This window comes from Hahella sp. CCB-MM4 (assembly GCF_002260525.1).
GTDB lineage: Bacteria > Pseudomonadota > Gammaproteobacteria > Pseudomonadales > Oleiphilaceae > Hahella.
In genome coordinates this window covers 112,897-126,151 of the sequence record NZ_MRYI01000016.1, presented here as the reverse complement: position 1 = coordinate 126,151, position 13,255 = coordinate 112,897, and the positions used below count along the sequence as shown (strand labels likewise).

General features: G+C 50.9%; 16 protein-coding genes. 11 read left to right on the top strand and 5 right to left on the bottom strand.

Annotation, left to right across the window (positions count from 1 at the left end; translation table 11 throughout):
* The first annotated feature begins 14 nt into the window (after positions 1 to 14).
* From sufD to BTA51_RS22585, 6 genes are all read left to right on the top strand, one after another.
* Entirely contained in the window at positions 15 to 1,334 is a 1,320-nt protein-coding gene (sufD, locus tag BTA51_RS22615; RefSeq protein WP_094711356.1) for a Fe-S cluster assembly protein SufD, read from the top strand.
* A 22-nt stretch (positions 1,335 to 1,356) separates the two neighbouring features.
* Positions 1,357 to 2,595, top strand: a complete 1,239-nt coding sequence (locus BTA51_RS22610; RefSeq protein WP_094711355.1) for an aminotransferase class V-fold PLP-dependent enzyme — start codon at positions 1,357 to 1,359, stop codon at positions 2,593 to 2,595.
* Positions 2,596 to 2,774: 179 nt separating this feature from the next.
* Positions 2,775 to 3,140 (top strand): iron-sulfur cluster assembly accessory protein, encoded by a 366-nt coding sequence (locus BTA51_RS22600; RefSeq protein ID WP_094711353.1) that lies wholly within the window; start codon positions 2,775 to 2,777, stop codon positions 3,138 to 3,140.
* A 59-nt stretch (positions 3,141 to 3,199) separates the two neighbouring features.
* Positions 3,200 to 3,736: a putative Fe-S cluster assembly protein SufT gene (gene sufT, locus BTA51_RS22595; protein ID WP_094711352.1), complete on the top strand. Its 537-nt coding sequence runs from the start codon at positions 3,200 to 3,202 to the stop codon at positions 3,734 to 3,736.
* Positions 3,737 to 3,817: 81 nt separating this feature from the next.
* Positions 3,818 to 4,285: a SufE family protein gene (locus BTA51_RS22590; protein WP_094711351.1), complete on the top strand. Its 468-nt coding sequence runs from the start codon at positions 3,818 to 3,820 to the stop codon at positions 4,283 to 4,285.
* Between the two features lie 13 nt (positions 4,286 to 4,298).
* On the top strand, positions 4,299 to 5,171 hold the full coding sequence (locus BTA51_RS22585) for a DMT family transporter (RefSeq protein WP_210404898.1): 873 nt from the start codon (positions 4,299 to 4,301) through the stop codon (positions 5,169 to 5,171).
* A gap of 49 nt (positions 5,172 to 5,220) precedes the next feature.
* Here BTA51_RS22585 and BTA51_RS22580 read toward each other — a convergent pair whose 3' ends face one another.
* Positions 5,221 to 5,871, bottom strand: coding sequence for a GGDEF domain-containing protein (locus tag BTA51_RS22580; RefSeq protein WP_094711350.1), 651 nt, complete (start codon positions 5,869 to 5,871; stop codon positions 5,221 to 5,223).
* 229 nt (positions 5,872 to 6,100) lie between these two features.
* Between BTA51_RS22580 and BTA51_RS22575 the strand changes: the two genes are divergently transcribed.
* Entirely contained in the window at positions 6,101 to 7,165 is a 1,065-nt protein-coding gene (locus tag BTA51_RS22575; protein WP_094711349.1) for a GGDEF domain-containing protein, read from the top strand.
* A 41-nt stretch (positions 7,166 to 7,206) separates the two neighbouring features.
* Here BTA51_RS22575 and BTA51_RS22570 read toward each other — a convergent pair whose 3' ends face one another.
* On the bottom strand, positions 7,207 to 7,779 hold the full coding sequence (locus BTA51_RS22570) for a phosphoribosyltransferase (protein ID WP_094711348.1): 573 nt from the start codon (positions 7,777 to 7,779) through the stop codon (positions 7,207 to 7,209).
* A gap of 121 nt (positions 7,780 to 7,900) precedes the next feature.
* Here BTA51_RS22570 and BTA51_RS22565 point away from each other — a divergent pair, with 121 nt between their 5' ends.
* The 4 genes from BTA51_RS22565 to BTA51_RS22550 all read left to right on the top strand — a co-directional run bounded on the left by BTA51_RS22565 (position 7,901) and on the right by BTA51_RS22550 (position 10,622).
* The gene (locus BTA51_RS22565; protein ID WP_094711347.1) at positions 7,901 to 8,494 is read left to right on the top strand and encodes a phosphoribosyltransferase; all 594 of its coding nucleotides are present in this window, start codon (positions 7,901 to 7,903) and stop codon (positions 8,492 to 8,494) included.
* Between the two features lie 272 nt (positions 8,495 to 8,766).
* Complete coding sequence (locus BTA51_RS22560; protein ID WP_094711346.1) at positions 8,767 to 9,195, top strand: hypothetical protein; 429 nt, start codon at positions 8,767 to 8,769, stop codon at positions 9,193 to 9,195.
* Positions 9,196 to 9,276: 81 nt separating this feature from the next.
* Entirely contained in the window at positions 9,277 to 9,873 is a 597-nt protein-coding gene (locus tag BTA51_RS22555; protein ID WP_094711345.1) for an RNA polymerase sigma factor, read from the top strand.
* A complete protein-coding gene (locus BTA51_RS22550) occupies positions 9,858 to 10,622 on the top strand; it encodes a hypothetical protein (protein ID WP_094711344.1) in 765 nt (254 codons plus the stop codon). Before BTA51_RS22555 ends, BTA51_RS22550 begins: the two co-directional genes overlap by 16 nt.
* A 151-nt stretch (positions 10,623 to 10,773) precedes the next feature.
* Here the strand turns inward: BTA51_RS22550 and BTA51_RS22545 are convergent, their stop codons facing one another.
* The 3 genes from BTA51_RS22545 to BTA51_RS22535 all read right to left on the bottom strand — a co-directional run bounded on the left by BTA51_RS22545 (position 10,774) and on the right by BTA51_RS22535 (position 13,252).
* A complete protein-coding gene (locus BTA51_RS22545) occupies positions 10,774 to 11,742 on the bottom strand; it encodes a Gfo/Idh/MocA family protein (RefSeq protein WP_094711343.1) in 969 nt (322 codons plus the stop codon).
* Between the two features lie 157 nt (positions 11,743 to 11,899).
* A complete protein-coding gene (locus tag BTA51_RS22540) occupies positions 11,900 to 12,727 on the bottom strand; it encodes a hypothetical protein (protein WP_141215651.1) in 828 nt (275 codons plus the stop codon).
* Positions 12,728 to 12,880: 153 nt separating this feature from the next.
* Positions 12,881 to 13,252 carry a cytochrome c5 family protein gene (locus tag BTA51_RS22535; RefSeq protein ID WP_094711341.1) on the bottom strand — a complete coding sequence of 124 codons (372 nt, stop codon included), beginning with the start codon at positions 13,250 to 13,252 and terminating at the stop codon, positions 12,881 to 12,883.
* Positions 13,253 to 13,255: the final 3 nt, after the last annotated feature.

Here is a 13,255-nt window from a genome sequence, read left to right as displayed (position 1 = left end):
GGAACAGGTTAGATATGTCAACGCGCACCAACCCTTATCAAGAATTTCATCAGGACTGCTTTAATGCAGCCAAAGCCTGGGGAGAGCAGCTTCCCCAAGGTCTGCACTGGTTGAACGCTGAGCGTCAGCTGGGCCTTGAGCAATTCGAGCAAATGCAGTTGCCGACCCGTAAAACGGAAAGCTGGAAATACACGCCTATCGCCGCCATTGTGCAAGGCAATATCCTGCAACTGAAAAGTGCAGCGGATAAAGCCAATGCTGAAGGCATTAAAGGGGATTTTTATACCGTTACCCTGCTAAACGGCGAGCTGCAATCCGCTCCGGAAATTGAGGATGCTGCGCTTAATGTGGTTCCATTTGCCAATGCCTCAGACGAACAGCAGAACCTGATCAAAGCCCACCTCAACAAGACTTTCGGCTTCCAGGATCATCCGTTTGCGGCACTGAATGCCAGCACACTGCAGGACGGCGTGCTGATCCATATTAAAGCAGACAGCAAACCACTCAAACCTGTACAAATTGTCCACGCCAACGGTTCCGGGGATGAGGGCTTTTCCAGTCATAACCGGGTACTTATCGTTGTAGAGCGCGGCGCGAAAGGTACTGTGCTTGAAACCTTCCTGGATATTGCCAGCAAAGTGCAGATGCGCAATGTCATCAGCGAAATTTTTCTGGCAGAGAACAGCCACCTGACACATTACGCCCTGAACTCTGAAAGTGAACAGCACATCCATACCGGTGCGGTGTTTGTGGAGCAACAGGCCGGCAGCCAGTTTGTTGAGCACAACTTTGCCACCGGCGGTGCGTTGAAACGCCGGGATATCCAGATCAAGCTGCTCGGCCCCCAGGCGGACTGCAAGCTTTACGGCGCTTATTTGATTGGCGGCCAGTCCCACGTTGACTACCACACAGCGATTGATCATGTCGCGCCACATTGCACCAGCGAGGAAGTCTTTAAAGGCATCGTGACCGATCAGGGCAAAGCGGTTTTCAACGGACGTATCCATATTCATCGGGATGCCCAGCAGTCCAACGCCAATATGAGCAACAAGAATCTTCTGCTGACCAATACTGCTGAAGTGAATACCAAACCGGAGCTGGAAATCTACGCCGACGACGTTAAGTGTGCTCATGGAGCCACCGTGGGACAGCTGGATGAAATGTCTCTTTATTACTTCCAGACCCGCGGAATATCCAAGGCTGATGCCCACCGGATGCTGAGTCACGCGTTCATTGAAACCGTGCTGGATGAAATGGATATCGAAACAGTCCACGAACATGTACAGCAATCCGCGGAACAGTTTTACCAACATTGCCAGGACTGCGCGAAGTAGCAGGCAGACCGGGAGAAAGCAGATGACACAGGCAATAAAAAGGCCTTTCGATGTAAATGCGATACGTGATGACTTCCCTATCCTGAAACAGCAGGTTAACGGTCATCCACTGGTTTATTTTGATAATGCGGCAACGGCTCAGAAGCCGGAAGTCGTGATCGAAACCATGAACCGCTATTACCGGGAGACCAATTCGAATGTTCATCGTGGCGCACATGCACTCAGCGACCGTGCCACCGGTGAATTCGAAGCTGCCCGTGATCAGGTGCGCAAATTCCTGAATGCCCCTTCCCGTGAACAGATTATCTGGGTCCGCGGCACCACCGAAGGCATTAACCTGGTAGCCCAGAGCTATGGACGCTCCACTCTGAAACCAGGTGATGAGATTATCGTCAGCCAGCTGGAGCACCACTCCAATATCGTGCCGTGGCAGATGGTCGCGCAACAGACCGGCGCGGTCCTGAAGGTCATTCCGATCAACGAGCAAATTGAGCTCGATATGGATGCCTACAAATCGCTGCTGACAGATAAAACCAAAATTGTGGCGGTCAACCACGCCTCCAATGCCATGGGCACGATTAACCCGATCAAGGAAATCACCCGTCTGGCACATGAAGCCGGTGCGGTTGTGGTCGTCGATGGCGCTCAGGGCGCGCCGCATCTGGAGGTCGATGTCCAGGATCTGGATTGTGATTTCTACGCATTTTCAGGCCACAAGGTATTCGGCCCCACCGGCATTGGCGCTCTGTATGGTCGCCGGGAACTGCTGGAATCAATGCCTCCTTATCAAGGTGGCGGAGAGATGATTGAGCGCGTCTCGTTCAGTGGAACCACTTACAACGAACTACCGTTCAAATTTGAAGCCGGCACACCGGCGATTGCCGAGTCCATTGGACTGGGGGCTACCCTCAGTTACCTTGAGCAATTTGATAAGTCGCAGCTCAAAGCTCACGAAGATCATCTGCTCAAGACCGCGCTGGAGCTCTCCTCCAGTGTCGACGGCCTGCGTTTGATCGGCAAAGCACCTGACAAAGTGTCCGTGTTTTCTTTCCTGATTGATGGCCTGCATCCCAGTGATATGGGTACCTTGCTGGACCAACAGGGGATTGCGGTACGTACCGGGCACCACTGTGCGCAGCCTTTGATGGAACACCTGGGAATTCCAGGCACCAGCAGAGCGTCATTCGCGTTTTACAATACAGTGGAAGAGGTTGAAAAACTCTTTGCTGCCCTACAAAAGATAGTAAGACTATTTCGCTGATTCGCTTTTATTGAAAGCGTCAGTGGCTTTTTTGAATAGTGGGTTCTGACTAATTGAAAGAATGGCACTGATTGAATAGTGGTTCTGATTAAAAAAGTGGTTCTGACTAAAACAGAGTGGATCTGATTGAAAAAGACAGAACCAGGACTGAACGAGATACACCAGGAGATGCATTGATTATGAGCGCGCAAACCTTTACACCTGACGTGGGATTGCGTATTACCCCGACTGCCGCAGCCCATATCCGCAAACAGATTGAAAGGACGCCGGGTACTGAGGGATTCCGGGTAGGACTCAAGACCAGTGGCTGTTCAGGCTATATGTATGTGGTGGATCTGGTGACCCAGCCACAGCAAGACGACCGTAAGTTTATCGTGGATGGTGATATTACCATTTTTGTGGACGCCAAGAGTCTGCCCCTGATTAACGGGACAGAAATCGATTTTGTCAAAGAAGGGTTGAACTCCATGTTCAGGTTCAACAACCCCAATGCAGAATCCGAATGCGGCTGCGGAGAGAGCATATCCATCCGCCAGGAAGCCTGAGGTTACAACCAGGCTGCCCGATAATCCGGTTTTAGCAACTAACTTTTTAAAGGCATAACATGGAACGCGAAGTCGTCCTCACCAAACGTGAATGCCCTGCCCGACTGGTTCCAGCCGGGACAGAGATCGTTATCCCGTCCGACACCTTTGTCACAATCACCCAGGCACTCGGCGGTTCATTCACCGTCGTGGTCAACGGCAACCTTGCCCGGGTTGAAGGTAAAGATGCGGATGCCCTGGGGAAAAATACCGCCGACTTCAATTTTGATGACGTCAAGGAAGGCGAAGTCAACGAAAGCCATATTTGGGAAGCACTCAGAGCTGTCTTCGATCCGGAGATCCCCGTCAATATCGTAGACCTTGGGTTGGTATATAACGTCTCCATCGGCAAGGATGGCGACAAGAATCAGGTCCATATCGAAATGACTCTGACTGCCCCGGGTTGTGGCATGGGTCCGGTGATCGCTGATGACGTTAAGTTTAAAGTCAGCCGGGTTCCCAATGTGGATCATGTGGATGTGGAGCTGGTATTTGATCCTCCCTGGAATAACGACATGCTCAGTGAAGAAGCTAAACTGGAACTGGGAATGCTTTAGCCGCTCGCCCCGGCACCATCTGGCCTGGTAGTGATTCACATTAGCTGACGACAAATTTCAAACAGAGATACAGAAAAGACGATGACCGCTGTAGCCGAAAAAACCATTTTTGAATCCAATCCGCTGGGAACCGAAACCACCCTGGACGAAGTCAGGGAAAATTTTGAATTCCTTGATGATTGGGAAGACCGCTACGGTTATGTCATCGATCTGGGCAAGAAGGTTCCGCCGATGCCGGAAGAGCATCGTAAAGAAGAAAACTACATCCACGGCTGCCAAAGCCAAGTCTGGTTTGTTCATTACTATGATGAAACGGAAAACAAGCTCTACGTGCTGGTAGACAGTGATGCCATGATTGTTCGTGGGCTTGCAGCGGTCGTGATGACAGCGTTCAACAGCCAGTCTCCCCAAAACATCGCCGGTTTCGATATGGATGCCCTTTTCCAGGAACTGGACCTGCTGAAACACCTGAGCCCGACCCGCGGCAATGGATTAAGGGCAATGGTGAAGAAAATCCAGGATACCGCCCGCCAGTGCGCGGGCCATTGATATAGCCTGACCAATGGCCCTGGTACTGATCAGTCTGGCGCTAATCGCATTTGCCGCTAACTCAGTACTTTGTCGAATGGCCCTTGGTGCCGAAACCATTGACCCGGGCAGCTTTACTGCAGCCCGGCTGATTTCAGGCGCACTGATGCTGTGGCTGATTGTCGCCTACCGCGACCACCAAAAAACAGCACCACCGAATCCTTCCCCTTCCCAATCCTGCTGGTTCAGCCAGGGCGCTACCGCGCTGTTTATCTATGCCGTCTGCTTTTCCTATGCCTACGTTGAACTGAATACGGCGACAGGAGCTCTGGTTCTGTTTGCCATGGTACAAATCACTCTGGTAACACTGGGATTCATCGCCGGGCAGCGCCTTAATGGACTGGAAATACTTGGACTTCTTATTGCGATTGGCGGTTTTACCTACCTGATGCTGCCTTCCGCTACCCGTCCCGAACCTATCGCAACAGTCCTGATGGCTGCCGCAGGTGTGGCCTGGGGTGTATATACCTGGCTGGGCCGCTCAACTACCAACCCGTTAAGGTCTACAGCCAGAAACTTCCGCCTGAGTACACCATATGCCTTGATAACGCTTGTTGCTGCGATAAGCCTTGATCAATTTCACTTATCCGGTCCCGGAATCACACTGGCGATTCTATCCGGCGCTTTGGCCTCAGCCGTAGGCTATGCAATCTGGTATAGCGTTCTACCGACCCTTTCTGCGGCACAGGCAGGCATATTACAGCTTTTGGTTCCCGTCATAGCGGCGCTGGGAGGTGTGATATTTGTTGATGAATCTCTAACGCTGCATCTGGTAGTGGCTGGTCTGGTGATTTTGGCAGGTATCGGGACATTGTTCTGGGGTCGTAACAGAGGGACCCGGTCTTAGCCGGACGCCAATAGGATTCGCGGCTCGTCTGCGGCAATCCGAGCTGGACTTATAGATTCTTCAAATTAGGCCATACCGCATTTCGATGGCTTTTTGCTTCATGATTTTTCGATGCAGCCACACGATTCCCGCCATCCTTCCTGGCTCTTTCCAGGGCATGGTTGGCCCGCTTGATCACATCGTTCATATTCTCCATTTGCTGTTTTTCTGCGCATCCGATGCTAACGGAAAAATTGGAGTTATACCGTTGAGGCTTGATTTCAACCACCGCCTGTCGAATACGCTCGGCCAATACAACCGCCCCATTCAGGTTTGTCGATGGCAGGCAAATAAGGAACTTACCACTACCGTAGCGCCCGAAAATATCCACTTCCCGGATGACCTTGGTAACCGCAGACGCCAGAATTGACATAGCTTCCTGTCCGGTTTCCGGGCCGAATTCATCATAAATACGGCGAAAATGATCGCCATCAAGCATGAGGAAGCTGATGGATTCCTTATATCGCTCGCAATGCTTGACCATGCGCGATGCTTCCTGCTCGTTATAGGGCCATTCCAGAGCATGGGTCACATGGTCATGGGTCGCAGCTTCCTTTAATTTGCTCTGTGCCGACTTCAGCTTCCAGCCAAGTAGTACACTCATCACCAGCAATACAACACTGACCCAGAGCAGCGGCGAAGTCATCAAGGCGTTATTCATTGTTCGGAGAAACCCAAAGCACCATCAGGATTAAGTAGTAAACTATCAAGTCTTTCAAGAATTTAGTTTAGACTATGACTCGCAAAACGCCTCCTGATAAGATTTCGGCATGCTTTCAGGAGAGTTGGGGATATCTAAAGGAATGAATTCTCAACTATACTTTTCAAAAAGTCAGAACCATCAACAGCCCCATGGGGCAGCTATCGAATACCACACCGCGGATTGAGAAATGACTCGTAAAACCGACCTGACTGAGGCCATACACTATCTGAAACAAACGCTACCAGAGATGAGCAAGCGAAAGATAGCAACAACCCCGGAAAACTATGCGGTCTGGTACGAGTATACCATTGGCAAGAATCTTGGCCTGAAAGCGCACATTTTTGATCTCGACAAGAAGCAGGCAGACTACACCGATGAGGTCAATGCAGAGCTCTATGCCAAATATATTCTGTGCAGTACAGAGCAGGCAGAAATCAATAAGCTCAAAGACAGCGTGCGCAAAATTATTACGGAGCTACTGGAAAACCTGAATGACGAAGGCGAACAGCTTTCAGATTTTTCCAGAACCTTACAGCAGTTTTCCGCCCAGATTCAGGATGTCTCCACTTCTGACGCTCTCCAGGAAATGATCCGGGAACTGTTGGTGGAAACCCGTAAACGCGAGCAGGCAACCCATAACCTGCAAGAAACCGTCTGCAGCATGGCCAGTGATATTAAAGATCTGCGCATGGAAATGGAGCGTCTGAATGAGGAGGCCAATACCGATTCACTCACCCGGGTAAGAAACCGAAGAGCTTTCGACATTGCCCTGGATAAGGCGATTCACCTGTCCATGCATGAAAATACTGCCCTTGCCGTTATTCTGATTGATATTGATAGCTTCAAACAGTTCAACGACCAATTCGGCCACTCCATCGGCGACAAGGTGTTGCGCTATGTCGCCTCCAGTCTGACGCAGTGCGTCCGGGGAAGTGATATGGTCGCCCGTGTGGGTGGGGAGGAATTCGCCATTCTATTACCCGAAACCGATTACGTTGGTGCCATGTCGGTCGCCGAGAATTGTCGCCAGAAAATTGCCCGACAGCCACTTTCAGACAGCAAGGAAAACAAGAAGCTGGGCTCCCTGACCGTATCCGCCGGAGTAGGCTCTTACCATTCGCGGGAAAGTATAGAGGACCTGATGAGGCGCACCGATGCCTGCCTTTATCAGTCCAAGAGAGAGGGCAGGAACAAGGTCACCGGCGAAAGCGACCTCGAAGGTAACCTGTCAGAGGACTTTACCTGGATATAAACCGCTTTTAATCGCGGCGCTACCCGCCCGGCATAAGAGCCTCATTGAGCTCCCGGTAAATGATCCTTGATGATGTCATAGATTGCCGGGCGATTGCGGGCAATTTCTTCGGGCGTCAGCCCTTCCAGGGAATGGGGGTACTTCAACCAGGCTTCCGTTTCATGAATGTAGTAATCAGGAATACGGCCCGTCTGGTTGCGACTGGGCTTGTAGTAGGGAACGGCAATCCTGATATCTTCCGGAGTATTCAATCTCGCACGTTTGCGCAGTTCATCAATAATAGCTTCAATCGAGCGGCCGGTATCAAACACATCATCGACGATCAGCAGGCGATCATGACTTTGCACATTCTTAACCAGATAGTTCAAGCCAAATACCTTGACCTGGCGACTTTGGTTGTCGATCCCACTATATGAAGATGTACGAATGGCGATGTTGTCAGTCACAATCCCGTGAAAATCAAGAAACTCCTGCACGGCGGTTCCTATAGGCGCTCCACCCCGCCAGATAGCCAACATGAACGTGGGACGAAACCCACTGCTGATGATTTTGGCCGCCAGCCGGTATGAATCCTCTAATAAGCCTTGCGCTGTCAGATACTGTTTTTCACTCATACTGTCTTTAATCTTCTCTGTATCTCTTCTACCGGCAATTTACCGCATCAATATTTACTGCGATCTCGCAATTTTTTCGCAATCGGGTATATTCTCTCTCTAATTCGACTTTGGCAACCACATGGCTATGAAAAAGCGCTATCTTGATGAAGAATCACTCATTCTCGACGCTTTCCGTCTTGGAGTGAAGATTTTTGAAAGTGGCTTCCGCCCCACATTTATTGTCGGTTTATGGCGTGGCGGAAGTTCTATCGGTATATACGTTCAGGAATGTCTACAGACACTGGGCGTTGAAACAGACCATATCGCCCTGCGAACCTCCTACCGTGGGCAGCCTTACTATCACAATATGGTGGCCTCCCCCAATACTGAAATACGGGTTCACGGGACTCAGTATCTTTTGGAAAACCTGGATGCGGATGATGGTCTGCTTATCGTGGACGACGTATTCAGCACCGGGCTCAATATTAAAGCGGTATTGGACAAGCTGGAGCGCAATTGCAAACGCAACATGCCCAAAGATGTCAAAATCGCCACTTTATGGGAGCGTCCGTCCTTTAACAAGACGACCCTTGAACCGGATTACTGCCTCCACAGCACAGAAGACTGGTTGGTATTCCCGTACGAACTCAATGGTCTCTCCATTGAGGAGATCAAGGAAAACAAGCCTTTTATCCTGCCGATTCTGGACGAATGTAAATCATCTGCGAAGTAACAACCTTTTCAGTAAACCGCAGGTTCCACATTTCCATGTAACAGACTCCCCATAGCCTGCTCCATAGGGAGCAGGCTATGTATACCGTAGACTTGATCGCACAGAGAGCCCTTGAAAAGAGTTGAGAGAGATGAGAAAGATGACCGGGGCTTTCTCCCAGCCATGGGCCTCTTCTTCAAATAATTGAAAAAAATTTAAGTTTTTTGCATCCAAATACCCTCTCCCTGTCGTCTTAGTTAGTGAAGACTTAATTACTCACAAGGAGAGATTCTATGAAAATCCAATCCGCAGCCACCGCCCTGTTATCCCTGACTTTGGTAGCCTGTGCTTACGGCGGGGGCGAATATCCTGCCGAGAGCCACCAGACTTCCGCCGGCACTGTGCTGACCACGCCGGAAGGAATGACTCTGTATACATTTGATAAAGACTCCAAGGGACAATCCAACTGCTACGATCAATGTGCGGTCAAATGGCCACCATTTATGGCACCACAGGATGCCAAGGCCAGTGGAGACTACAGCATTGTGGTCCGCAAAGACGGTACTCATCAATGGGCTTATAAAGGCGCTCCTCTGTATACCTGGTTCAAAGACAGCAAACCCGGTGATGCAGAAGGTAACGGCTTGGGCAGTGTCTGGCACGTCATTCCGTCAGAATCCAAGTCCCACGGATATGGCGATGGTGGCTCCGGGACTTATTAGTTTTAGCCATCTCGGGGTGGATAAAGGCGCCTGTTCGCAAGTATGATGTTGACCACTTGACGATGAACTTTATCCATCCATATGGCAGGGATCACACTGAAGGCTGAACAAAATACAAGTGCCCAGGGACTTGAGGAAACGGAATCACCGAGCAACGGAAGTTTGGATGACCTATTCCGGCGGGTGGCCCTGTCTGACCGAAAGGCTTTTGAGGCGTTATACCGACAAACCTCCGGCAGGCTGATGACAGTCATCAACCGCATCCTCAAAGATCCGCACGAAAGTGCAGATGTGCTGCAAGAGGTATTTGTCAAAGTCTGGCATCAGGCCCAAACCTTTGCAGGAACAGGATCGGCCTGGGGCTGGCTCACTGTGATGGCCCGCAACGCTGCTCTGGACCGGCTGAAAAGTCTGCAACGCAAACCAGAGGATTTACGGGAAGATACAGATATTCTGATGCAGTCGCTCTCAGCCAATCTAAGTTGCCCTGCTGACAGCCGCGGCTTGCAACAATGCCTGTCGTTGCTATCGGAGGAGGCTCGCGAAGCGATTCTGCTGTCCTATGTCCATGGCTATAGCCACGGCGAACTAAGCGACAAAATGCAAAAGCCGTTAGGCACCCTGAAAGCCTGGATCAGAAGAGGTCTGCTGGAGTTAAAAAAATGTCTGAGTGCCTGAGATACCAACAACCTGAAGTGTGCGAGCACTTGGCTTCGCAATACGTTGCAGGGCACCTGTCTCCTCTGGTTCGTAAACGTATGGAGACGCTGCTGAGGGTCACTCCTCCTCTGCGGAACGCCGTAGCTGAATGGTCAGACAGTCTGTCCCCGATTCACAGTGACGTCCCTCCGATGCGGGTACCGGATCAAACCTGGGAATCATTACAAAATCGTCTGTTTCAACCGACCACAGAAAGAAGCACCGCCGCTGAACCCAACGGTATAGTTTCAACTGCATTTAACCTCTGGAAATGGCTTGGCCTGGGCAGTGCATTGGCCAGTCTGATGCTATTGGTGTTTGTGATTACCCAGCCGGCCAATACCGACTGGAAAGCCAGAGGAGCGGATTATCTGGCCCCCATGCAGGCATCCATATCCAACACTGCAGACGACGTGGCATTTGTCATCAGTGGATATCAAGGGAAAGCTCCCGGCGAGTCGTTCCTCACGCTTCAGTGGTCCAGGAACGCAGCACCGGCCCCTAAACAGGAACTCCACCTTTGGGCTGAAGATCGGGAAACCCACGCATTTACATATCTGGGAACGCTGCCTGAGCCGGGAAGCGCCTGGTCCCTACCCAAACAGGAGTGGCAGGCGTTGATCAACAGTAGCCGCCTTCTGGTCAATACCAATGCCGGACAACTTGATCCGACTCAGTTGGTATTCCAGGGCCCCTGCCTGCAGCTCAAGGAATGGGCCCAAAGCTAGGGCCTGTTCCGACAATCATTCGATCGCCCTGGCTGTGACATAGCATGACTTTTCTTAGCCCTCACCCGCTGGGTCAGAGAACATCGGGGCAAATTGAACCAAGGGAAAATTAAATAAAGGACAAAACAGAATCGCGTACGCTTAACGGCGACTATTCTGTCTTCCATTGATCAAGGAGTAAGTTCATCGTCCTGGCCAGTCGTATGGAGTCCTGTGGAGTGTAGAGAGGACTATGAGTTCTACCTTCACTCAAGCACTCATTTACGTGAGTCGCTTCAAGATGCCAGCCAGCCCCGGCAAAGTCGAAAGAGGCCCATTCAGGCTCTTTGCCTTCCAGGCAATAACGTAGCGACTTCGCGGCAAACCAGTGGCCGGGAATTTCGATATATCCCCTGGTCCCACTGATAATCGCATTATTGGGCAGGAAGCGATCAATACTCGCCGTCAGGGAAGATGTTCCACCTCCGGCGTGTTCCAACCAGATGTCCTCGTGCACATCGACTCCAGTTTCACCAATTTCCACTCGGGAATCCATACTGGCGACCTCCCCCAGCACCAATTGCGCCAGAAACAGAGGATAGATACCAACGTCCAACAGGGCTCCGCCTCCCAGAGCGGGATTCAGCAGGCGATGATCTGGTTCCACATTCACGGCAAAACCAAAATTCGCATGAACGGTTTTGACTTCTCCTATCCGTCCCTCTCTGATCCACTCAAGCATTTCAATAATGGCGGGATTAAACCGGGTCCAGAGAGCTTCCATCAGAAACACACCCGCTTTATCTGCCGCCTCATACAAAGCTTCAGTGGCTTGCAGCGTGGTGGTCATTGGCTTTTCACACAAGACGGGAACTCCCGCTTTCAGTGCAGTCATTGCCGCGTCAAAGTGGTGACTGTGGGGACTGGCGATGTAGAGCAGATCCAACTGCCCTCCTCTTAACATGTCCTCCAGAGAGGAATACGCATGTTCCAGTCCGAATTCCCGGGCAAAGCCTTCCGCATCATTCTGTCTGCGGGAACAGACGGCAGATAGAACACCTCCCCGGCTATATTGAAAATCCTCGGCAAACTGGCGGGCCATGTTACCGGTAGACAAAATTCCCCATCGAATAGCACTCATTACAGTCCCCTGAATGAAAATCGAAGCAAACTGCAAGAGTATCGGTAATTTTAGGCGGCTGCGAGAAATAACTCTGTATCCCGAACGACTTATCCGGGATACAGGCCGTCCGTGGAAGCGGATTAGAAGCCCACTACGGGAAGCAATTAACCAGCGGCTAACTTTTCAATAAAGCCGAATCCCTGAAATCTAACGACTCTATAATCTGGCGAGAGTAACGGTTTACCACGAAGTTTACGTTGTTCTCGTTGTAGTTCATGTAGGAATTACGGATAAAGTTCCATTTGATCTGAGCCTTACGCAGAAGATCAAGGGTTGAGGCATCCGCGTACTCAAGCTGAAGTAGCTGCTGAAGATCGCGATCAAACTCAGATGCCAGTATATCCAGGGTTTCCTCTGGATCTTCCCCCTGGAACACCTGGCTGATATTGGAAGTACTGCGGGCGGCATATTTGGTCATCATCACCGCCATGGTATAAGCCGAGCGACGGCTTCGTGCCTGCACATCCGACAACACCACTTTTTGCTGGTCCGATACCAATTGATACATGCGCCCAAGCGTGGTGCCCACATCCACATTCAGCTGGGCAAGCTGAAATACGAGTTGCAGCTCGTGGTACCCAAGGGTCTTGATATCTTCAATGTTACGTTCCAGGAGAGCTTTATAATTCACCCAGTGTTCCTGCAACTTACTCAAAGCCGCAAGATATTCCGGCGAATCGTAGCCTGACGACAGGCTACTCACCAGGGAGTCCATTGAGGACTTGCCCTCGTCAAGCGCAATCATCAGCTGCTTGTCACCTGCATTGGCACTGAAATTATAGTAATCGGTTAACAGCAGGTATGCCTGCAGACGTGCTTGATGGATATCTTCAAGAAGATTATTCGCGTCCCGGGCAGCCAGAACGTTCATGGAGCCGAAAACTCCAGAGAAAAGCAGCAGAAGGCATAACGCTCTGCTGGTCCAGCGTTGATTATCGTGCATGGCGGAATTCTCACTCGTATTTTATTTTTATCAGTGAAGGCCGGCAGTTCCGTAGAGCTAACCGGCCTGTAGCTTTAAAGCATAACCTGACTGAGCCGGCTAGCCAGCGCCAAAATGTAATAACATGTAATATTCGTAGATATCTATCTGGCGTTAGCGGCTTTGGGACACCATATAGGCAACAGCCAGTTTCAATTGCTCATCCGGCAGATCGGGATTCCCTCCCCGTGGGGGCATCACTCCTGTTGCTCCCGAATATCCCTGTGTCGCATGCTCGATCAGCACGGGCACTCCTTGAGCAATCCTTGGAGCCCATTGCTTCTGATTCCCTATCATCGGAGCGCCTCCCAATCCCTGCTGATGACATACTCTGCAATTGGCTTCCCAGACTGTCTTACCGGCACTGACAAGCTCATTCTCGGCTCCACCACTACAACCTGCCAATCCCAGCGTCGCCAGAGCAGCAATCAGCAGGTTGATTGAAAATTGTCGCCAGTACCCCAATCGATTATCGGGCAGTTGCATGGC

Bases quoted from the DNA above. Each gene is read 5' to 3' on its own strand.
- sufD (WP_094711356.1), top strand. From the start codon at position 15: ATGTCAACGCGCACCAACCCTTATCAAGAATTTCATCAGGACTGCTTT.
- BTA51_RS22610 (WP_094711355.1), top strand. From the start codon at position 1,357: ATGACACAGGCAATAAAAAGGCCTTTCGATGTAAATGCGATACGTGAT.
- BTA51_RS22600 (WP_094711353.1), top strand. From the start codon at position 2,775: ATGAGCGCGCAAACCTTTACACCTGACGTGGGATTGCGTATTACCCCG.
- sufT (WP_094711352.1), top strand. From the start codon at position 3,200: ATGGAACGCGAAGTCGTCCTCACCAAACGTGAATGCCCTGCCCGACTG.
- BTA51_RS22590 (WP_094711351.1), top strand. From the start codon at position 3,818: ATGACCGCTGTAGCCGAAAAAACCATTTTTGAATCCAATCCGCTGGGA.
- BTA51_RS22585 (WP_210404898.1), top strand. From the start codon at position 4,299: ATGGCCCTGGTACTGATCAGTCTGGCGCTAATCGCATTTGCCGCTAAC.
- BTA51_RS22580 (WP_094711350.1), bottom strand. From the start codon at position 5,871: ATGAATAACGCCTTGATGACTTCGCCGCTGCTCTGGGTCAGTGTTGTA.
- BTA51_RS22575 (WP_094711349.1), top strand. From the start codon at position 6,101: ATGACTCGTAAAACCGACCTGACTGAGGCCATACACTATCTGAAACAA.
- BTA51_RS22570 (WP_094711348.1), bottom strand. From the start codon at position 7,779: ATGAGTGAAAAACAGTATCTGACAGCGCAAGGCTTATTAGAGGATTCA.
- BTA51_RS22565 (WP_094711347.1), top strand. From the start codon at position 7,901: ATGGCTATGAAAAAGCGCTATCTTGATGAAGAATCACTCATTCTCGAC.
- BTA51_RS22560 (WP_094711346.1), top strand. From the start codon at position 8,767: ATGAAAATCCAATCCGCAGCCACCGCCCTGTTATCCCTGACTTTGGTA.
- BTA51_RS22555 (WP_094711345.1), top strand. From the start codon at position 9,277: ATGGCAGGGATCACACTGAAGGCTGAACAAAATACAAGTGCCCAGGGA.
- BTA51_RS22550 (WP_094711344.1), top strand. From the start codon at position 9,858: ATGTCTGAGTGCCTGAGATACCAACAACCTGAAGTGTGCGAGCACTTG.
- BTA51_RS22545 (WP_094711343.1), bottom strand. From the start codon at position 11,742: ATGAGTGCTATTCGATGGGGAATTTTGTCTACCGGTAACATGGCCCGC.
- BTA51_RS22540 (WP_141215651.1), bottom strand. From the start codon at position 12,727: ATGCACGATAATCAACGCTGGACCAGCAGAGCGTTATGCCTTCTGCTG.
- BTA51_RS22535 (WP_094711341.1), bottom strand. From the start codon at position 13,252: ATGCAACTGCCCGATAATCGATTGGGGTACTGGCGACAATTTTCAATC.